15 protein-coding genes are annotated in these 15,024 nt (G+C 64.2%); 4 read left to right on the forward strand and 11 right to left on the reverse strand.

Features of this window, described 5'->3' with window-relative positions; genetic code table 11:
• Positions 1-16: 16 nt before the first annotated feature.
• Positions 17-2,542, reverse strand: a complete 2,526-nt coding sequence (locus AC0IPL_RS19255) for an ABC transporter permease (protein ID WP_474276728.1) — start codon at positions 2,540-2,542, stop codon at positions 17-19.
• A complete protein-coding gene (locus AC0IPL_RS19260; RefSeq protein ID WP_474276729.1) occupies positions 2,539-3,243 on the reverse strand; it encodes an ABC transporter ATP-binding protein in 705 nt (234 codons plus the stop codon). The genes AC0IPL_RS19255 and AC0IPL_RS19260 overlap by 4 nt, the downstream gene beginning before the upstream one ends.
• A 49-nt stretch (positions 3,244-3,292) precedes the next feature.
• Here AC0IPL_RS19260 and AC0IPL_RS19265 point away from each other — a divergent pair, with 49 nt between their 5' ends.
• The gene (locus AC0IPL_RS19265) at positions 3,293-3,934 is read left to right on the forward strand and encodes an arylesterase (protein ID WP_474276755.1); all 642 of its coding nucleotides are present in this window, start codon (positions 3,293-3,295) and stop codon (positions 3,932-3,934) included.
• A gap of 60 nt (positions 3,935-3,994) precedes the next feature.
• Here AC0IPL_RS19265 and AC0IPL_RS19270 read toward each other — a convergent pair whose 3' ends face one another.
• The 6 genes from AC0IPL_RS19270 to AC0IPL_RS19295 all read right to left on the reverse strand — a co-directional run bounded on the left by AC0IPL_RS19270 (position 3,995) and on the right by AC0IPL_RS19295 (position 9,282).
• Positions 3,995-4,204 carry a cold-shock protein gene (locus AC0IPL_RS19270; protein ID WP_222456450.1) on the reverse strand — a complete coding sequence of 70 codons (210 nt, stop codon included), beginning with the start codon at positions 4,202-4,204 and terminating at the stop codon, positions 3,995-3,997.
• Between the two features lie 216 nt (positions 4,205-4,420).
• Positions 4,421-4,990 carry a L,D-transpeptidase gene (locus tag AC0IPL_RS19275; RefSeq protein ID WP_474276730.1) on the reverse strand — a complete coding sequence of 190 codons (570 nt, stop codon included), beginning with the start codon at positions 4,988-4,990 and terminating at the stop codon, positions 4,421-4,423.
• 291 nt (positions 4,991-5,281) lie between these two features.
• A complete protein-coding gene (locus AC0IPL_RS19280) occupies positions 5,282-5,503 on the reverse strand; it encodes a hypothetical protein (RefSeq protein ID WP_474276731.1) in 222 nt (73 codons plus the stop codon).
• Positions 5,504-5,679: 176 nt separating this feature from the next.
• Positions 5,680-6,051 carry an eCIS core domain-containing protein gene (locus tag AC0IPL_RS19285; protein WP_474276732.1) on the reverse strand — a complete coding sequence of 124 codons (372 nt, stop codon included), beginning with the start codon at positions 6,049-6,051 and terminating at the stop codon, positions 5,680-5,682.
• 208 nt (positions 6,052-6,259) lie between these two features.
• Positions 6,260-7,915, reverse strand: a complete 1,656-nt coding sequence (gene ettA, locus AC0IPL_RS19290) for an energy-dependent translational throttle protein EttA (RefSeq protein ID WP_474276733.1) — start codon at positions 7,913-7,915, stop codon at positions 6,260-6,262.
• 299 nt (positions 7,916-8,214) lie between these two features.
• Positions 8,215-9,282: a peptidoglycan-binding domain-containing protein gene (locus tag AC0IPL_RS19295; protein WP_474276734.1), complete on the reverse strand. Its 1,068-nt coding sequence runs from the start codon at positions 9,280-9,282 to the stop codon at positions 8,215-8,217.
• Positions 9,283-9,428: 146 nt separating this feature from the next.
• On the opposite strand from AC0IPL_RS19295, the gene AC0IPL_RS19300 reads away from it, so the two are divergent.
• Positions 9,429-10,043, forward strand: coding sequence for a nicotinate-nucleotide adenylyltransferase (locus AC0IPL_RS19300; RefSeq protein WP_474276735.1), 615 nt, complete (start codon positions 9,429-9,431; stop codon positions 10,041-10,043).
• Here the strand turns inward: AC0IPL_RS19300 and AC0IPL_RS19305 are convergent.
• A complete protein-coding gene (locus tag AC0IPL_RS19305) occupies positions 10,023-10,850 on the reverse strand; it encodes a DMT family transporter (RefSeq protein WP_474276736.1) in 828 nt (275 codons plus the stop codon). The genes AC0IPL_RS19300 and AC0IPL_RS19305 overlap by 21 nt on opposite strands.
• Before the next feature lie 121 nt (positions 10,851-10,971).
• Here AC0IPL_RS19305 and dacB point away from each other — a divergent pair, with 121 nt between their 5' ends.
• The gene (gene dacB / locus AC0IPL_RS19310; protein WP_474276756.1) at positions 10,972-12,459 is read left to right on the forward strand and encodes a D-alanyl-D-alanine carboxypeptidase/D-alanyl-D-alanine endopeptidase; all 1,488 of its coding nucleotides are present in this window, start codon (positions 10,972-10,974) and stop codon (positions 12,457-12,459) included.
• A 121-nt stretch (positions 12,460-12,580) separates the two neighbouring features.
• On the opposite strand, the gene AC0IPL_RS19315 is transcribed toward dacB, so the two are convergent.
• Positions 12,581-13,003, reverse strand: a complete 423-nt coding sequence (locus AC0IPL_RS19315; protein WP_474276737.1) for a tellurite resistance TerB family protein — start codon at positions 13,001-13,003, stop codon at positions 12,581-12,583.
• 90 nt (positions 13,004-13,093) lie between these two features.
• Positions 13,094-13,255, reverse strand: coding sequence for a hypothetical protein (locus AC0IPL_RS19320; protein ID WP_474276738.1), 162 nt, complete (start codon positions 13,253-13,255; stop codon positions 13,094-13,096).
• Between AC0IPL_RS19320 and AC0IPL_RS19325 the strand changes: the two genes are divergently transcribed.
• On the forward strand, positions 13,254-14,897 hold the full coding sequence (locus AC0IPL_RS19325) for a lysine--tRNA ligase (protein WP_474276739.1): 1,644 nt from the start codon (positions 13,254-13,256) through the stop codon (positions 14,895-14,897). The two genes, AC0IPL_RS19320 and AC0IPL_RS19325, sit on opposite strands and share 2 nt — an antisense overlap.
• Positions 14,898-15,024 lie beyond the last annotated feature (127 nt).

Consider the following 15,024-nt stretch of genomic DNA (forward strand, 5'->3'; position numbering starts at 1 on the left):
GCGGTGGGCATGAGGGTCACTCGCGGGCGCGCAGGATTCGGGCCGGTTTCGCCGCCAGAGGGCGCAGCGCGAACACCAACCCCGCCAGCAGCGTGGTCAAGACCCCGCCGGAAATCACCAGGAGTGCGTTGGGCCAGATCACCGTGTATGACGTCTCGAACACATAGGCATTGATTGCCCAGGCGCCGCCAATGCCCGCGGCCAAGGCCACCAGCCCGGCCGCCGCGCCCAACAGGGCAGAGCGCAGCGCAAAGCTGGCCAGGATCTGCCGCCGCGGCGCGCCCAGGGTTTTCAGCAGCGCCGCCTCGTAGCGCCGCGCGGGTTCGCCCGCGGCGGCGGTGCCCAGCAGCACCAGAAAACCGGTCAACAGCGTTGCCGCCGCGCCATAGGCGGTGGCGGCGGCCAGCTGTTTCAGAATATCGGCCACGCGGTCAATCGCGTCGCGCATGCGGATGGCGGTGATGTTGGGCATCTCGCGGGCGAGATCGCGCAGGATGGCGGCTTCGGCCTGTTCCTCGGCGTAGACCGTGGCGATGAAACTGTGCGGCGCACCGGCCAGCGCGGCCTCATTCAGCACCATCACGAACCCCATGCCCGCCGTCGAGAAATCGACGTTGCGCAGGCTGGTGATGGTGCCGGTGATGTCGCGGCCCAGAATGTTCAGCGTCAGCGTGTCGCCCAGGCTCAGCCCCAGCTCCTCGGCCTCTTCGGCGGCAAAGCTGATCTGCGGTGGGCCGCTGTAATCCTCGGGCCACCATGTACCGGCCGTCACCGTGGTGCTGTCGGGCTGGGCGGCGGCATAGGTGATGCCGCGGTCGCCGCGCACCACCCAGTGATCGCCGGCAACCTCCGACGCAGGCTGGCCGTTGATCCGGGTCAGCACGCCGCGCAGCATCGGCGCGTTTTCCACCCGCGTCACCGCGGGGTCATTTTCGACCCGCTCCAGAAAGCCGGGCATCTGTTCGCGCTGGATGTCGACAAAGAAATAGCTGGGCGCCACGTCGGGTAGGTTGCCCGCGATGGCGCGGCGCATGTTGCCGTCGATCTGGCCGATTGCGGCCAGCACCGTCAGCCCAAGCCCCAGCGCCAGCACCGCGGGCACCGCGCCGTCGCGCGCGCTGCCGATCGAGGACAGCGCCCATCGCAGCGCAGGGTACCCGCGCGCAGGCTGGGCACCGCGCCGCGCCAGGTAGCCGATGCCAAGCGCCGCGATCAGCAGCACCACCAGCGCCCCCATCAGCCCGCCCGCGGTCCACAGCGTCAGCTGCGCCGAGCCGCTGAACCAGGCCGCCAGCCCGACCAGCAGTCCCAGCGCCAGCGCGGTCGCCAGCAGATAGCGCGGTGCCGGCAGGCGGGTGCGACTGGCAAAGGCATCGCGAAACAGGGACGCCGCACGAATGCGCTCGGCCCGCGCCAGTGGCCACAGGGCAAAGACAAAAGCCGTCAGCAAGCCATAGATTGCTGCCTCGGCCAGCGCCGCGGGATAGATCGAAAACACCGCTGGAAACGGCAGCTGTGCTGCGATCAGCGGCCCCAGCAGAATGGGCCCCAGCCCGCCCAGCCCAAGGCCGATACCAACGCCGATCACCGCCAGCGCGCCAATTTGCAGGAAATAGGTCAGAAAGATCACCTGCCGCTCTGCGCCCAGCGTGCGCAGGGTGGCAATGGTGGCGGTCTTGGTCGCCAGATAGGCGCGCACGGCGGCAGAGACGCCAACGCCGCCGACCGCCAGCCCGGACAGGCCGACCAGTACCAGAAACGCGCCCAGCCGTTCCACAAAACTGGAGATCCCCGGCGCACCATTGCGCGCATCGCGCCAGCGCAGGCCGGTGCTTTCAAACCGCGCCTCTGCGTCAGCTTGCAGCGCATCCAGATCGTGGCCGGCGGGCAGCTCCATGCGATATTTGGTGTCAAACAGCGTGCCCGGTTGCAGCAGGCCAGACTCGCCCAGATCGTCCGTCCGCACCATGGTGCGTGGTCCCAGCTCAAAGCCCGAGGCCGCGGCATCCGGCTCCAGCGCGATCAGCGCCGTCAGGCGGAAATCCTGGGTGCCAAGGCGGAAGCTGTCGCCAGGCGTCAGGCCCAGCCGGTCGGCCAGCACGCGGTCCATCACCGCGCCGGGCAGGGAGCCGTCCCCGTCCAGCGCCGCCGCCAGCGGCATCTGCGGGCTCAGCTGCATCTCGCCCTTCAGCGGATACAGATCATCCACCGCCTTCACCTGCGTCAGCCCGCGCTCTTCGCCCACCGTCGCCATGGAGCGGAACTCGGCGATCTCGGAATACCGCCCGGCGTTCCGCTCCAGCCAGGCGCGCTCGTCCTCGTTGGCGAACCGGTAGGTGAAGTTCAGCTCGGCATCGCCGCCGAGAATGGTGGCCCCCTCGCGCGACAGGCCGGTCTCGATCGAGGTGCGGATCGAGCCGATGGCGGCAATCACCGCCACCCCCAGCGCGAGGCAGGCCAGAAAGATGCGAAAGCCCTTCAGCCCGCCGCGCAGCTCCCGCAGGGCAAAGCGCCAGGCAAGGCGCAGATTGGCAGCGCTCATTCCGCCGCCTCGCGCGCGGCGGCCTCGTCGATGCGCCCGTCGCGCAGCCGCACCACCCGGTCGCAGCGCGCCGCCAGTTCCGGCGCATGGGTGACCATCACCAGCGTCGCGCCGTAGCGGTCGCGCAGCCCGAACAGCAGGTCCATCACCGCCGCGCCATTGGCCTCGTCGAGGTTGCCGGTGGGCTCATCCGCCAAGAGGATCGCCGGTCGCGGAGCCAGGGCGCGCGCCAATGCGACACGCTGCTGCTCGCCGCCCGACATCTGCGCCGGGAAATGGTCCGCCCGGTGGCCGAGGCCTACGGCCTCCAGCTCATCCCGCGCGCGCTCAAAAGCGTCGAGCTGCCCGGCCAGCTCCAGCGGGGTGGCGACGTTTTCCAGCGCCGTCATCGTCGGGATCAAGTGGAAGCTCTGGAACACCACGCCCATGTTGTTGCGGCGAAACCGCGCCAGTGCGTCCTCGTCCATGGCGGTGAGATCCTGCCCCAGCGCATGCACTTTGCCGCCGGTGGCCTGCTCCAGACCGCCCATCAGCATCAACAGCGATGACTTGCCGGAACCGGACGGGCCAACCAGCCCCAGCGTCTCCCCCGGTTTGACGTCCAGCGAGATCCCATGCAGGATTTCTACCGGACCGGTATTGCTATTCAGCGTCAAACACGCATTTAACAGATGAAGAACGGGGCTTTTGGTGTCTGTCATCGGGCCTGCCTGTTTGAATCCACCTATGGGATATGGAGTTTTTGCGGCGATGCGCAAGATACTGGCACTGTTGAGTTTGATGCTTTTTACCACCGCCGCCGTTGCAGAGCCGCTGCGGATCACGGTATTTGGCGACAGTCTGGTGCAGGGCTACGGGTTGCCGCAGGGGCAGGGGTTGGTGCCGCAGCTGGAACGCTGGCTGAATGAGAACGGCGCCGAGGTGCAGTTGCAGAACGCGGGCGTGTCGGGCGAGACCACCGCGGGTGGTGCGGCGCGGGTGGCGTGGACGCTTTCGGATGCGCCTGATGGGCTGATCGTGCTTTTGGGGGGCAATGACATGTTGCGCGGCCTGCCCCCGGCAGAGGCCCGCGCCAATCTGGCCGGCATCCTGGAACAGGCTGCGGACAGCGGGATCGAGACGCTGCTGGTCGGCATGCAGGCGCCGGGAAACTACGGGCCGGAATACAAGGCGGAGTTTGATTCCATCTATCCGGGTCTTGCCAGTCGGTTCGATGTGGGGCTGTACCCGGATGCCTTTGGCGGCATTGCAGCCAAGGTGAATGGCGACATCACCGCGGCGCAGGTTTATTTCCAGCCTGATGGCATCCACCCGAATGCCGAGGGCGTGGCCCTGAACGTCGCGGCGCTGGGGCCGGCCGCGCTGAAGCTGGTGGCGCGGATCCAAAACTGAAAACAGCCCCGGCATGCGGGGCTGTCGAAAGTCTGCGCTGATGCGATCAGTGTCGGCTGGTCAGGAAACCAGCGCCAGATCGACGGCGGACTCCCGTCCGTCGCGTCCTTCGCGCAGCTCGTAGCTCACTTTCTGGTTGTCAGCCAGGCCGGTCAGGCCAGAGCGTTCAACCGCGGAAATGTGGACAAAGATGTCCTTGCCGCCATCATCGGGTGCAATAAAGCCGTAGCCTTTGGTGGTGTTGAACCATTTGACGGTGCCAGTGGCCATCGTCTGTACTCCTAAGTCGTCTCAATTCTCTGCCCGCGCATGCGGCAGCTTGGCAATGTTTGCAAATGCTCATGACTATGCCGATGGGGTACAGTGATGCCAGTTGCGTAACGTCGCCATGACACAATTGAGGATGAGGCCCGCTTCGCGCAAGAAAAATTCGGAATGCGCGGCGAAAACAGGCGGGATTCCGGCCATATTCTGGCGCCCGCGCGCCTATAGAACGGTGACGACCGTGCCCAGCGGCACCCGTTCATAAAGGTCCGCGACATGGTCATTCAGCATCCGGATACACCCATTGGAAACGGAATGCCCGATGGTCTGCGGCTTGTTGGTGCCGTGAATGCGGAAATAGGTGTCCACCCCGTTCTGGTAGAGATACAACGCCCGTGCGCCCAGCGGATTGTCCGGCCCGCCCGGCTGGATGTAATCATTGTCGACGAATTTCGCATAGGCACGCGGGTCGCGTTCGATCATCTCCGGCGTGGGGCGCCAGCTGGGCCATTCGCGCTTGCGCTTGATCACGGCCTGGCCGGTGAATTCCAGTCCGGCCTTGCCGACGCCGACGCCATAGCGGATCGCCTTGCGGGTGTCGGTCACGAAATACAGGTAGAAGGACCGTGGCAACACCAGGATCTGCCCCGGTGCAAACTGCTTTTTGATCCGCACTTCCTGCGGCACCGGGTCAAAGGGGGCTGGTTCGCGGGTTCGGGACACTGCGGGCAGGGGCATCAACGCGGTCGCGGCGGCGGCGGCAGAGGTCAGCAGTTTGCGGCGAGAAATCATGGCATGGATCCCGTTCTTTTGTTGCCTGTTGCAGTCATCTTCAGGCGCGGGACGCATCGGGTCAACCGCCCCGGTTGCGGCGGGGCGTGGGCGTGGTGCCTGCGTGCCACCCTCGGCGCAGTTGGACAATCCTTGTACGGGGCATGCGGGGGCAACCGGCTCGCCGGAATAGCCGCCTCGGCGGAGCCTTGGTCCCGTGTACGCAGGTTGCGGCTGAGGTTGCTCGCGATCTTTGCCGTGCTGTCCGGCCGCGTTTGGCCGCGGCGGGCAGCGCACCAAAAGAGCGCGGCGTCAGGCTGTGGCGGTGACGCCAGCTTCGCTGAATTGCCGCGGGCTGGGGCCGGCGGGCAGGTCGCGCAGCAGCAGGGCTGCGATGACCAACACGGCAACGGTGGTGCCGGTTGCCGGGTACATCAGCAGGCTCAGCCACAGCGGCATGCCGACGGCGGTATATCCAACGACCGCCGCGCAGATCCCTGCGACCATTCCGATAACGATGCCTGCCCAAGCCATGATGTCTCCTGTTCACTGCACTGGCCGGGACAACATAACCCGGCACCCGGTGGAGGTCTCAAGGCAATCTTGCAGGGGATTTGGTTCAAATTTGGTTAATATTGTGGCCCGCGGCCCATTTCTGCGCATCCGGACCGCGCCCCGCAGTGTCTTGTGAAGGCGCGCCGGAGCTTTATCTATCTGGAGGTCAGCGCGATGCCGTCGCGGGGTTTTGGCATCTTGCCGCGGCCCTGTTGCAGCACATGTGCCAGTTCGTGGGCCAGCAGCTTGCTGTCCTTGGCATAGGCGGGCTTCATCACATAGATGGCGTTGCCGATGGTAAAGCTTTTGGCCTTCAGCTCCTTGCAGACATCCTTGGCATTGCCTCCGGCATGCACGCGCACCCGGCTCAGCTTGCTGCCAAAATGCGCCTCAAGCCCCGTGCGAAGATCCTTCGGCAGCTTTCTCTCCCTGGTGTCTTCGGGCGGGGTTCTCAGCTTCTTGCGCCGCGCCTTGCGGCCCTTCGTGGCCTCGATTTCTGCCTGTACCTGTTCCGGACTAATTCCCATGAAGTGACCCTTTCCAATACCTTGAACAATAACCGGCGCGGCGGCGCCTGACGGTATGGTAGCGCAGAGTTTCGGAAAAACGAAACATGCAGGGGACAGGCGTGCGGCGCGCCAGAGGCGGACCCGTTTGCGGTGCGGGTACGCCCTGTCAGCAGGCCTGAGCAAAAAAAAGGAGCGGCCCGAGAGCCGCTCCTTGATTGGGGGTCGCTTAGCGCACAAACTTCTTGTGCTTCAACCGCTTGGGCTCCAACGCGTCGGGGCCGAGGCGGCGTTTTTTGTCTTCTTCGTAGTCCTCGAAATTGCCCTCGAACCACTCGACATGTGCGTCGCCCTCGAAGGCCAGAATGTGGGTACAGATCCGGTCGAGGAAGAAACGGTCGTGCGAGATCACCACGGCGCAGCCGGCAAAATCCACCAGCGCGTCTTCCAGTGCGCGCAGGGTTTCGACGTCCAGGTCGTTGGTCGGTTCGTCAAGCAGCAGCACGTTGCCGCCCTCTTTCAACAGACGCGCCATGTGCACGCGGTTGCGCTCACCGCCCGACAGCAGGCTCAGCGGTTTCTGCTGGTCGCCGCCTTTGAAGTTGAACGAGGAGCAATAGGCGCGGGAGTTCACCTGCGCGTCGCCCAGTTCAATGATCTCGGCACCGCCGGAGATCGCTTCCCAGACAGTTTCATTGTCTTTCAGGTCGTCGCGCGACTGGTCGACGTAGGACAGTTTGACGGTGTCGCCGTATTCGACGCTACCCTCGTCGGGCTGCTCCTGACCGGTCAGCATCTTGAACAGGGTCGATTTACCGGCGCCGTTGGGGCCGATCACGCCGACGATGCCGCCCGGCGGCAGCGAGAAACTCAGCCCTTCGATCAGCTGCTTGTCGCCGTAGTGTTTCGACAGGTTCTCGACCTCGATCACCTTGGACCCCAGACGCGGCCCGTTGGGAATGACGATCTGGGCGCGGCCGACCTTCTCGCGTTCGGACTGGCTGGCCATATCGTTGTAGGCTGCGATACGGGCCTTGGATTTGGCCTGACGGGCTTTCTGGCCCTGGCGCATCCATTCCAGTTCGCGCTCCAGCGTTTTCTGCTTGGCCTTGTCCTCGCGGGCTTCCTGCTCCAGCCGCTTGGCCTTCTGCTCCAGCCAGGCGGAGTAGTTGCCCTCGTAAGGAATGCCACGGCCACGGTCCAGCTCCAGGATCCAGCCGGTGATGTCATCCAGGAAATACCGGTCGTGGGTCACGCAGAGGATGGTGCCCTTGTAGTCGATCAGGTGCTGTTGCAACCAGGCAATGGTTTCCGCGTCCAGGTGGTTGGTCGGTTCGTCCAACAGCAGCATGTCGGGCGCTTCCAGCAGCAGCTTGCACAACGCCACGCGGCGTTTTTCACCGCCCGAGAGATCGGCGATCTTGGCGTCGTCCGGCGGGCAGCGCAGCGCCTCCATCGAGACATCGACCTGGCTGTCCAGATCCCACAGGTTCTGAGCGTCGATTTCGTCCTGCAACTTGGCCATTTCCTCGGCGGTCTCGTCCGAGTAGTTCATCGCCAGCTCGTTGTAGCGGTCCAGAATGTCCTTCTTGGCCTTGACCCCCAGCATGACATTTTCCCGCACGCTCAGGCTTTCGTCCAGCTGCGGCTCCTGCGGCAGGTAGCCAACATTGGCGCCTTCGGCGGCCCAGGCCTCTCCGGTGTAGTCCTTGTCGAGGCCAGCCATGATTTTCATCAGCGTCGACTTACCGGCGCCGTTGACGCCGACAACACCGATTTTCACGCCGGGCAGAAAGGACAGGTGAATGTTTTCAAAGCATTTCTTGCCGCCGGGGTAGGTCTTGGAGACCCCCTGCATGTGGTAGACGTACTGGTAGGAAGCCATTGTGTTGCTCCGTTAAGGGGGAAATTCGCTGGCGGGAGTGATAACGGATGGGCCGCGGCGGGGCAATGCGCGAAGCGGCCCCGCGCAGAGCGCCGCGCATGCGTCGCCTCACACGGTTTTTGCGCCATCGCTGCCGCAATCCGACATCGCGCCCGAACCGGAGGTCGCGCCAAATGCACCGCCCAGCGGGGAGGGCGGCACCGCCCCTCGTGTCCAGGACCCGCAAGGGGGCATCAGCTGGGCAAGTGCGCGCGCGCCCCGCCAAGGGCGGGGCGACGTGCTGAGCTTGGGCGGTGGCTTCAGATCTTCCAGGATTTCTTGACGCTGTCGGGGATCGGGTAAACCAGCTTGCGGTCGTCGAAATGGTGACACTTGATGCCTTCGCTGTTCTTGCGCGGTTCGCGGACATATTTCAGGCAGGTCTTCAGCGCCTCGATAATCTTGGCGTCGGTCTTGGTGGAAATGTCCACCGCCCGCCCGGTCAGATGGCGCGAGATCTGGTCCCATTTTGCCTTCTTGAACATGCAGGCGACAAAGCCTTTCTTGTCGCCCGCCTGCACATAGCCGTCCAGCTCGAGCCGAAAATCCTCGTTCTTGCGCAGGTAGATATAGATCTTGCCGTGTTCCAGATGGCCATTCCAGCCGTTGTACATGGCGCTGGCCTGGCCCTTCTTGTCGCGCAGGCCGGAGACCACGTTGATGGTTTCGCCGTAATATGACGACACGTCGAACAGCACGTTCAGGATCACCTTCTTGACGCCTGCGGTCTTGCCCACCAGGCGGCCGGGCTTGCACAGCCCGCCGGTGTCGATGGTCTTGATGACGGTCTCGGCGGCTTTCATCTGGGCTTCCTTCGCGGCCTTATCCGCGGCCAGTTTCGCCGCTTTCTGGGCCTCCTCGCCCTTCTTCTCGCCCTTGGCAAAATAGCTGTCGTAAAGCGTGCCGGCATAGTCCTCTATGTCAGACAACAAAGCCGCCCAGCCGCCCTGATCCAGAGATTTCGCCTTGGCTTCCTTGATGACAGCCTGTTTGGCCGCGGCAACGGCCTTGGCCTTGGCTTCGGCCTTGGCTTTTTCGTCCTGCTTTTGCTTGGCCTTCTGGTCCGACTTGGCCTTGGCTGGGCCTGCGTTCAGCTTTTTGATGGTGTTTTTACCCGGATCGATCCGGTAATCGGCCTTGAACCCGCAAATGTCCTGCTGGAACAGGCCAATGGTCTTTTCCAGCCCCGGCGTAGGGGTGCCGTCGACCTTCAGTTTCTTGAAACCGGCGTTGGAGGCAAAGGCATTCAGCAGTTGCTGCACGGCCTTGACGTCTGCGGGCAGGTTCTTGCCCTTGCGCCCGACGGAGGCGGAAAGTTTGGTAACCATGGTAAACTCGCAATCAGAAAGCAGCGCGCGGAAACAACAGGGCCGCGCCGGTCCAAGTCTACTATGGTCGGCTGTGTCAGGCAATTGATGCGGGGCCGCGGGCATGTGATTGAATTCGGCACGCAACTGTGCGCATCAAGGCGGCGATGATTTGCAAACTGCCGCATATTCAGCCCGGTCAGAGCGTTGGCCTTTTGGGGGGATCGTTTGATCCGCCTCATCATGGCCATGCGGCGATTTCCCATGCGGCGCTGAAACGGTTCGGGCTGGACCACCTGTTCTGGCTGGTTTCCCCGGGCAACCCGCTAAAGAGACGCCAGCCGGCGCCGTTGCAGCAGCGGATTGCGGCCAGCCGCGCACTGATCGGGAATCCCCGCATTCATATCAGTGGCATAGAGGCGGACCTCGGCACGCGCTACACCGCCCAGACCCTGCGCCACCTGCGCCGCCGTCATCCCGGCGTGCAGTTTGTGTGGCTGATGGGGGCAGACAACCTGGCGCATTTCCACCGCTGGAAGGACTGGCGGCAGATCCTCGACACCGTGCCGGTAGGGGTGCTGGCACGACCCGGCGACCGGATCGCCGCGCGGCTGTCACCGGCGGCCCGGATCTATCGCCATGCGATGCTGAAGGGCGGGCAAAGCCAGCTTCTGGCGCAGGCAGACAGCCCGGCCTGGTGCTTTGTCAACGTGCCGATGGTGGATGTCAGCTCCACCCAGCTGCGGGCCCGCGGTGACTGGTCAGCGCCGCAACAGGGCTGAGCCAAGCCCGGCGGACAGCACCACCGCCAGCCCGGCCCAAGTCCAGGCGTCCGGCAACTGCTGGAACACGGCCCAGCCCAGCCCCACCGCCGCCACCAGCTGGAAATAGACCATCGGCGCCAGCTTCACCGCCTGCACCCGGGCATAGACGAACAACAACAGCAGGTTTCCCAGCATGGAAAAGGCGGCGCTGCCAACGGTCAGCGCCGCGGTGGAGGGCGAAAACGTCGGCAGCTCGGACAGCCCCAGCGGCAGCATCAGCAGCGCGCTGAGCGACAGCTGCGTCAGGCTCAGCTCCAGCGGCGTGCCGACCCCGGCCAGCCAGCGCGAACTGGTCAGGAAAGCACCGTAGAAACACCCCGCCAGCACCGCCCACAACAGGTTGAGCGAGCCCCCGAAACCGGGGCGCACCACCATCAGAACGCCGACAAACCCCAGCGCCATCAGCGCGTTGCGCAGCCCCGTTGCCGGTTCGCGCAACAGCAGCACCGACAGCACATAACTCACCACCGGCCCGATAAAGAAGGCCGCAAACACATTGGCCAGCGGCTCCGTCGACAGCGCCATCTGGATGGAGAAGATGCCCCCCGTCAGCAACCCGGCGCGCAGCCACAGCCGCCATTCGCCCAGCAGCCCAAAGGCCCGCCGCGGCACAAACGGCAGGATCAGCAGCGTGCCGATGGAAAACCGCGACCAAGCGACGAAGGCGGGCGAGGCGAGGCCGCTGCCGGTCAGCAACTTCCCGCAAAGATCCCCGGCCGGGATCATTGACATGGCCACGAACATGAGGATCACTGCCTGGAACATGGGCGCAATCGGTAGCAGGAGTTTGCACGGGGCTGAAGCCCCGATTTCCGGAGGTCCCATGACCGACTGACCGACCGCGCATAAATACAAGAGCAGCAAAAGAACCGTGAAACAGACCCAGATTACGTCCCGCCGGAGCTTTCTTCTTTCCGCGCTCGCCGCCGTCGCAGGCTCCTCGGCGCTGGCCAATGCGCCTGCGGTCTCGCTGCGCCCGGTTGCGCGCCGTGCCAGCATCCACGCGCCGGGTGCCGCGGGGCTGAAGGCGCTGCTGGCGCAATCCGGGCTGCCGGGGAATGCGGTCTGCGCGGTTGCGGACGTAAAAACCGGACGGCTGCTGGAGGCCTTCGGCGCGGATCAGGCGTTGCCCCCCGCAAGCGTGGCCAAGGTGATCACCGCGCTTTATGCGCTGGAGACGCTGGGGGCGCAGCACCGGTTCGAGACCCGCATCCTGGCCACTGGCGGTCTGTCTGGCGGGGTGGTGCAGGGCGATCTTATTTTGGCGGGCGGTGGTGATCCGACGCTGGACACTGACGATCTGGCGCGGCTGGCGGCGGCGCTGAAAACCGCAGGCGTGCGCGAGGTGCGGGGCAATTTCCTGGTCTGGGATGCGGCGTTGCCTTCCGTGCGCAGCATTGATCCGGGCCAGCCTGACCATCTGGGGTATTCTCCTGCGGTGTCGGGCATCGCGCTGAACTTCAACCGCGTGCATTTCGAATGGAAGCGCGCCGCGGGTGGCGGCTGGGCCACCACCATGGACGCCCGCACTGAAAAATACCGCCCGCAGGTCGCCACGGCCCGGATGCAGATCGCGGCGCGGTCGGTGCCGGTCTACACTTATGCAGAAAAAGCTGGCGTCGACCACTGGACCGTCGCGTCCAAGGCGCTGGGTAAGGGTGGTGCCCGCTGGCTGCCGGTGCGCAACCCGGGCGCCTATGCGGGCGACGTGTTCCGAACCCTGGCCGGTGCCAATGGCATCCGTCTGAGCGCGCCGCGGCAGGTCCGCACGCTGCCCCAGGCGCAACTGCTGGCCCAGCATCAAAGCCAGCCGCTGGATGCGTTGCTGAAGGCGATGCTGAAATATTCCAACAATCTGATGGCGGAGATGATTGGCATGGCGGCGACGGCTGCGCGCAGTGGCCGTCCCGGCTCGCTCAAGGCGTCGGCGACGGAGATGAGCCGCTGGGCCGCCGCCAGATATGCCATGTCCGGCACCCGGCTGGTCGATCACTCCGGTCTCGGCGAGGACTCGCGGATGACACCGCAGGGGCTGACTGCGGCGTTAATCGCCGCCGATCGCGCGGGCCAGCTGAAAACACTTCTGAAACCGGTTCGGCTGCGCGACGCCAAGGGCCGCCCGCTCAAGGGGCACCCGATCAAGGTGGCGGCCAAGACCGGCACGCTGAATTTTGTCTCCGGTCTCGGCGGGTTCATGACTGCAGCGGACGGAAGCGAACTGGCCTTTGCCATCTTCACGGCCGACGAGGCCGCGCGCGCCCGTATCCCGCGCGCGCAACGGGAGCGGCCGAAGGGCGCGAGAGGGTGGAACCGGCGCGCCAAGCAGTTGCAGCAACAGCTGATCGAACGCTGGGGCGCCGTCTACGGCAGCTGATCCGGCTCGCCACCCTGGCGTGCCCGCGCGTTCATCTGTCCAGAAATACTCCGGGGGAGGACGCAAGGCTGGGGGCGGCGCCCCCTTTGCGCTCCTTACGCCGTTTGGGAGCCCACGCAGATCAGACCGTGTGACGGGCCCGTGCTCCGCGTTCGATGGCCGCTGCATGCAGCCTGTCGATGTCCAGCTCATACCGGACCTCGGCCAGGAACTGCAGCTCCGTCTCGCCAAGGATGCCATCGGCGGCGGCGACGTCGCAGGCCAGCGCATAGGCGGTCTCGAACAGCCGCTCCGGCAGGTCACCGCGAAGCAGACCAAACAGCGCCTCCAGCCCGTCTTCCTGCTCAAACAGATCCAGTACCGTCTGTGACACCCGCGCGACCCGGTCGATATCGTAATCGGCAAACACCGGCAGCATGTTCACCGCCGACTGGATCTTGACCAGCTCTGCGGTGCGCATGTTCTCATCCGAGGCCGACACCGCCACCATCAGCGCCACCAGGCAGTCCTGCGGGGACATCGGGTGCGGGGTTTGCTCACTCATGGATGAAATCCTTGCTCATTCAAAATTCTGTTCCTTTCAGGATAGGTGCCGCAAGCGCCCGGTTCAACAACTCGCTGCGGCAGTGCGGCATTATTCGGCCGAAGCGAGATCGTGCAGGGCCGCAAAACCCTGTTCCACAAGGGCGGGCGATGTTGACTCATGCTGCATCAGCACAATAGAGAGGCATGCCGGATCGCGCCGCTCGCGCGTCTCGGTCATCCCGAAACACCAGACGCCGTTGGAGAACATCATGTCTGATCTGCGCGAAGAAGCTCTCAAGAGCAAAGCCTGGCCGTTTGAAGAAGCACGCCGCGTCCTCAAACGCTATGCCAAGGGCGCGCCGGAGAAGGGCTATGTGCTGTTTGAAACCGGCTATGGCCCCTCGGGCTTGCCGCATATCGGCACCTTCGGCGAGGTGGCCCGCACCACCATGATCAAAAAAGCATTCGAGACCCTCTCGGACATCCCCACCAAGCTGATCTGTTTTTCGGATGATCTCGACGGGATGCGCAAAGTGCCGGGCAACGTGCCCAACCCCGAAGCGCTGCAAGAACACCTGCAAAAGCCGCTGACATCGGTGCCGGACCCCTTTGGCACGCATGAGAGTTTTGGCCATCACAACAACGCCATGCTGCGGCGCTTCCTCGACACCTTTGGCTTTGAGTATGAATTCTACTCGGCCAAGGAGTTTTATGAATCCGGCCAGTTCGACGAGGTGCTGAAACGCGCTGTCGACAAATATGACGACGTCATGGCGATCATGCTGAAGTCCCTGCGTGAAGAGCGCCGCCAGACCTATTCGATCTTCCTGCCGATCCACCCGGAAACCGGCCGCGTTCTGTATGTGCCGATGAAAAAGGTCTGCGCCGAGACCTACACCATCACCTTCGATGATGAGGACGGCAAGGAATGGACCCTGCCGGTCACCGGCGGCAATGTGAAGCTGCAATGGAAGCCCGACTTCGGCGCCCGCTGGGCAGCGCTAGGGGTCGATTTCGAGATGTACGGCAAGGACCATTCCACCAACACGCCTATCTATGACGGCATCTGCCGGGTGCTGGGCCACCGCGCGCCGGAGCATTTCACCTATGAGCTGTTCCTGGATGCCAATGGTCAGAAGATCTCGAAAACCTCCGGCAACGGTATCTCGATTGATGAATGGCTGACCTATGCCTCGACCGAGAGCCTGGCCTATTTCATGTATCAAAAGCCCAAAACCGCCAAGCGGATGCATTTTGACGTGATCCCCAAGGCGGTGGATGAATACCACCAGCAGCTGCGCGCCTATCACACTCAGGAGCTGAAGGCGCAGCTGAACAACCCGGTCTGGCACATCCACGGCGGGGACGTGCCGCAGTCGGACATGGTGGTGCCCTTCTCGATGCTGCTGAACCTCGCCTCAGCCTCCAGTGCTGAGGACAAGGCGACCATGTGGGGCTTCATCAACAAATACGCCCCCGACGCGACCCCGGAAACCCATCCCGGCATGGATCAGGCCGCGGGCTTTGCGGTGGCCTATTTCAACGACTTCGTGAAACCGGCCAAGACCTTCCGCCTGCCCACCGATCAGGAGCGCGCGGCGCTGGCCGATCTGGCAGGCGCACTGAAATCGCCCGAGGCCGCACTGGCCGCGATTGCCAAGAAGAACGAGATCGCCGGCAAAGACGATCCGCTGCCGGAGGCCGATTTCGCGGATGAGGAGTTCCTGCAATCCGTGGTCTTTGCCATCGGCAAGATCCACGGGTTTGACCCGCTGCGCGCCTGGTTCTCGGCTATTTACGAGGTGCTTCTGGGCGCGTCCCAGGGGCCGCGCTTTGGGGGGTTCATCGCGCTCTACGGTGTCGAGGAGACCATCGCGCTGATCGACAAGGCGCTGGCAGGCGATCTGGCCTGATCCAGAAGCCGCCGCAAGGCACACAGCTTCAGGGGGCGCGGGAGACCGCGCCCCTTTGTCTTTGCGCGGCAAGTCTGCGCTGGCCTCACGATGGATAGCTTAGAATAACTTTGTTGACGCTGGGTCA

It is taken from the genome of Leisingera sp. SA32 (assembly GCF_056033425.1).

Bases quoted from the DNA above. Each gene is read 5' to 3' on its own strand.
- AC0IPL_RS19280 (WP_474276731.1), bottom strand. From the start codon at position 5,503: ATGGCTTGGGCAGGCATCGTTATCGGAATGGTCGCAGGGATCTGCGCG.
- AC0IPL_RS19260 (WP_474276729.1), bottom strand. From the start codon at position 3,243: ATGACAGACACCAAAAGCCCCGTTCTTCATCTGTTAAATGCGTGTTTG.
- AC0IPL_RS19305 (WP_474276736.1), bottom strand. From the start codon at position 10,850: ATGTTCCAGGCAGTGATCCTCATGTTCGTGGCCATGTCAATGATCCCG.
- ettA (WP_474276733.1), bottom strand. From the start codon at position 7,915: ATGGCTTCCTACCAGTACGTCTACCACATGCAGGGGGTCTCCAAGACC.
- AC0IPL_RS19285 (WP_474276732.1), bottom strand. From the start codon at position 6,051: ATGGGAATTAGTCCGGAACAGGTACAGGCAGAAATCGAGGCCACGAAG.
- AC0IPL_RS19325 (WP_474276739.1), top strand. From the start codon at position 13,254: ATGTCTGATCTGCGCGAAGAAGCTCTCAAGAGCAAAGCCTGGCCGTTT.
- AC0IPL_RS19275 (WP_474276730.1), bottom strand. From the start codon at position 4,990: ATGATTTCTCGCCGCAAACTGCTGACCTCTGCCGCCGCCGCCGCGACC.
- AC0IPL_RS19295 (WP_474276734.1), bottom strand. From the start codon at position 9,282: ATGGTTACCAAACTTTCCGCCTCCGTCGGGCGCAAGGGCAAGAACCTG.
- AC0IPL_RS19270 (WP_222456450.1), bottom strand. From the start codon at position 4,204: ATGGCCACTGGCACCGTCAAATGGTTCAACACCACCAAAGGCTACGGC.
- AC0IPL_RS19255 (WP_474276728.1), bottom strand. From the start codon at position 2,542: ATGAGCGCTGCCAATCTGCGCCTTGCCTGGCGCTTTGCCCTGCGGGAG.
- AC0IPL_RS19300 (WP_474276735.1), top strand. From the start codon at position 9,429: ATGATTTGCAAACTGCCGCATATTCAGCCCGGTCAGAGCGTTGGCCTT.
- AC0IPL_RS19320 (WP_474276738.1), bottom strand. From the start codon at position 13,255: ATGATGTTCTCCAACGGCGTCTGGTGTTTCGGGATGACCGAGACGCGC.
- AC0IPL_RS19315 (WP_474276737.1), bottom strand. From the start codon at position 13,003: ATGAGTGAGCAAACCCCGCACCCGATGTCCCCGCAGGACTGCCTGGTG.
- AC0IPL_RS19265 (WP_474276755.1), top strand. From the start codon at position 3,293: ATGCGCAAGATACTGGCACTGTTGAGTTTGATGCTTTTTACCACCGCC.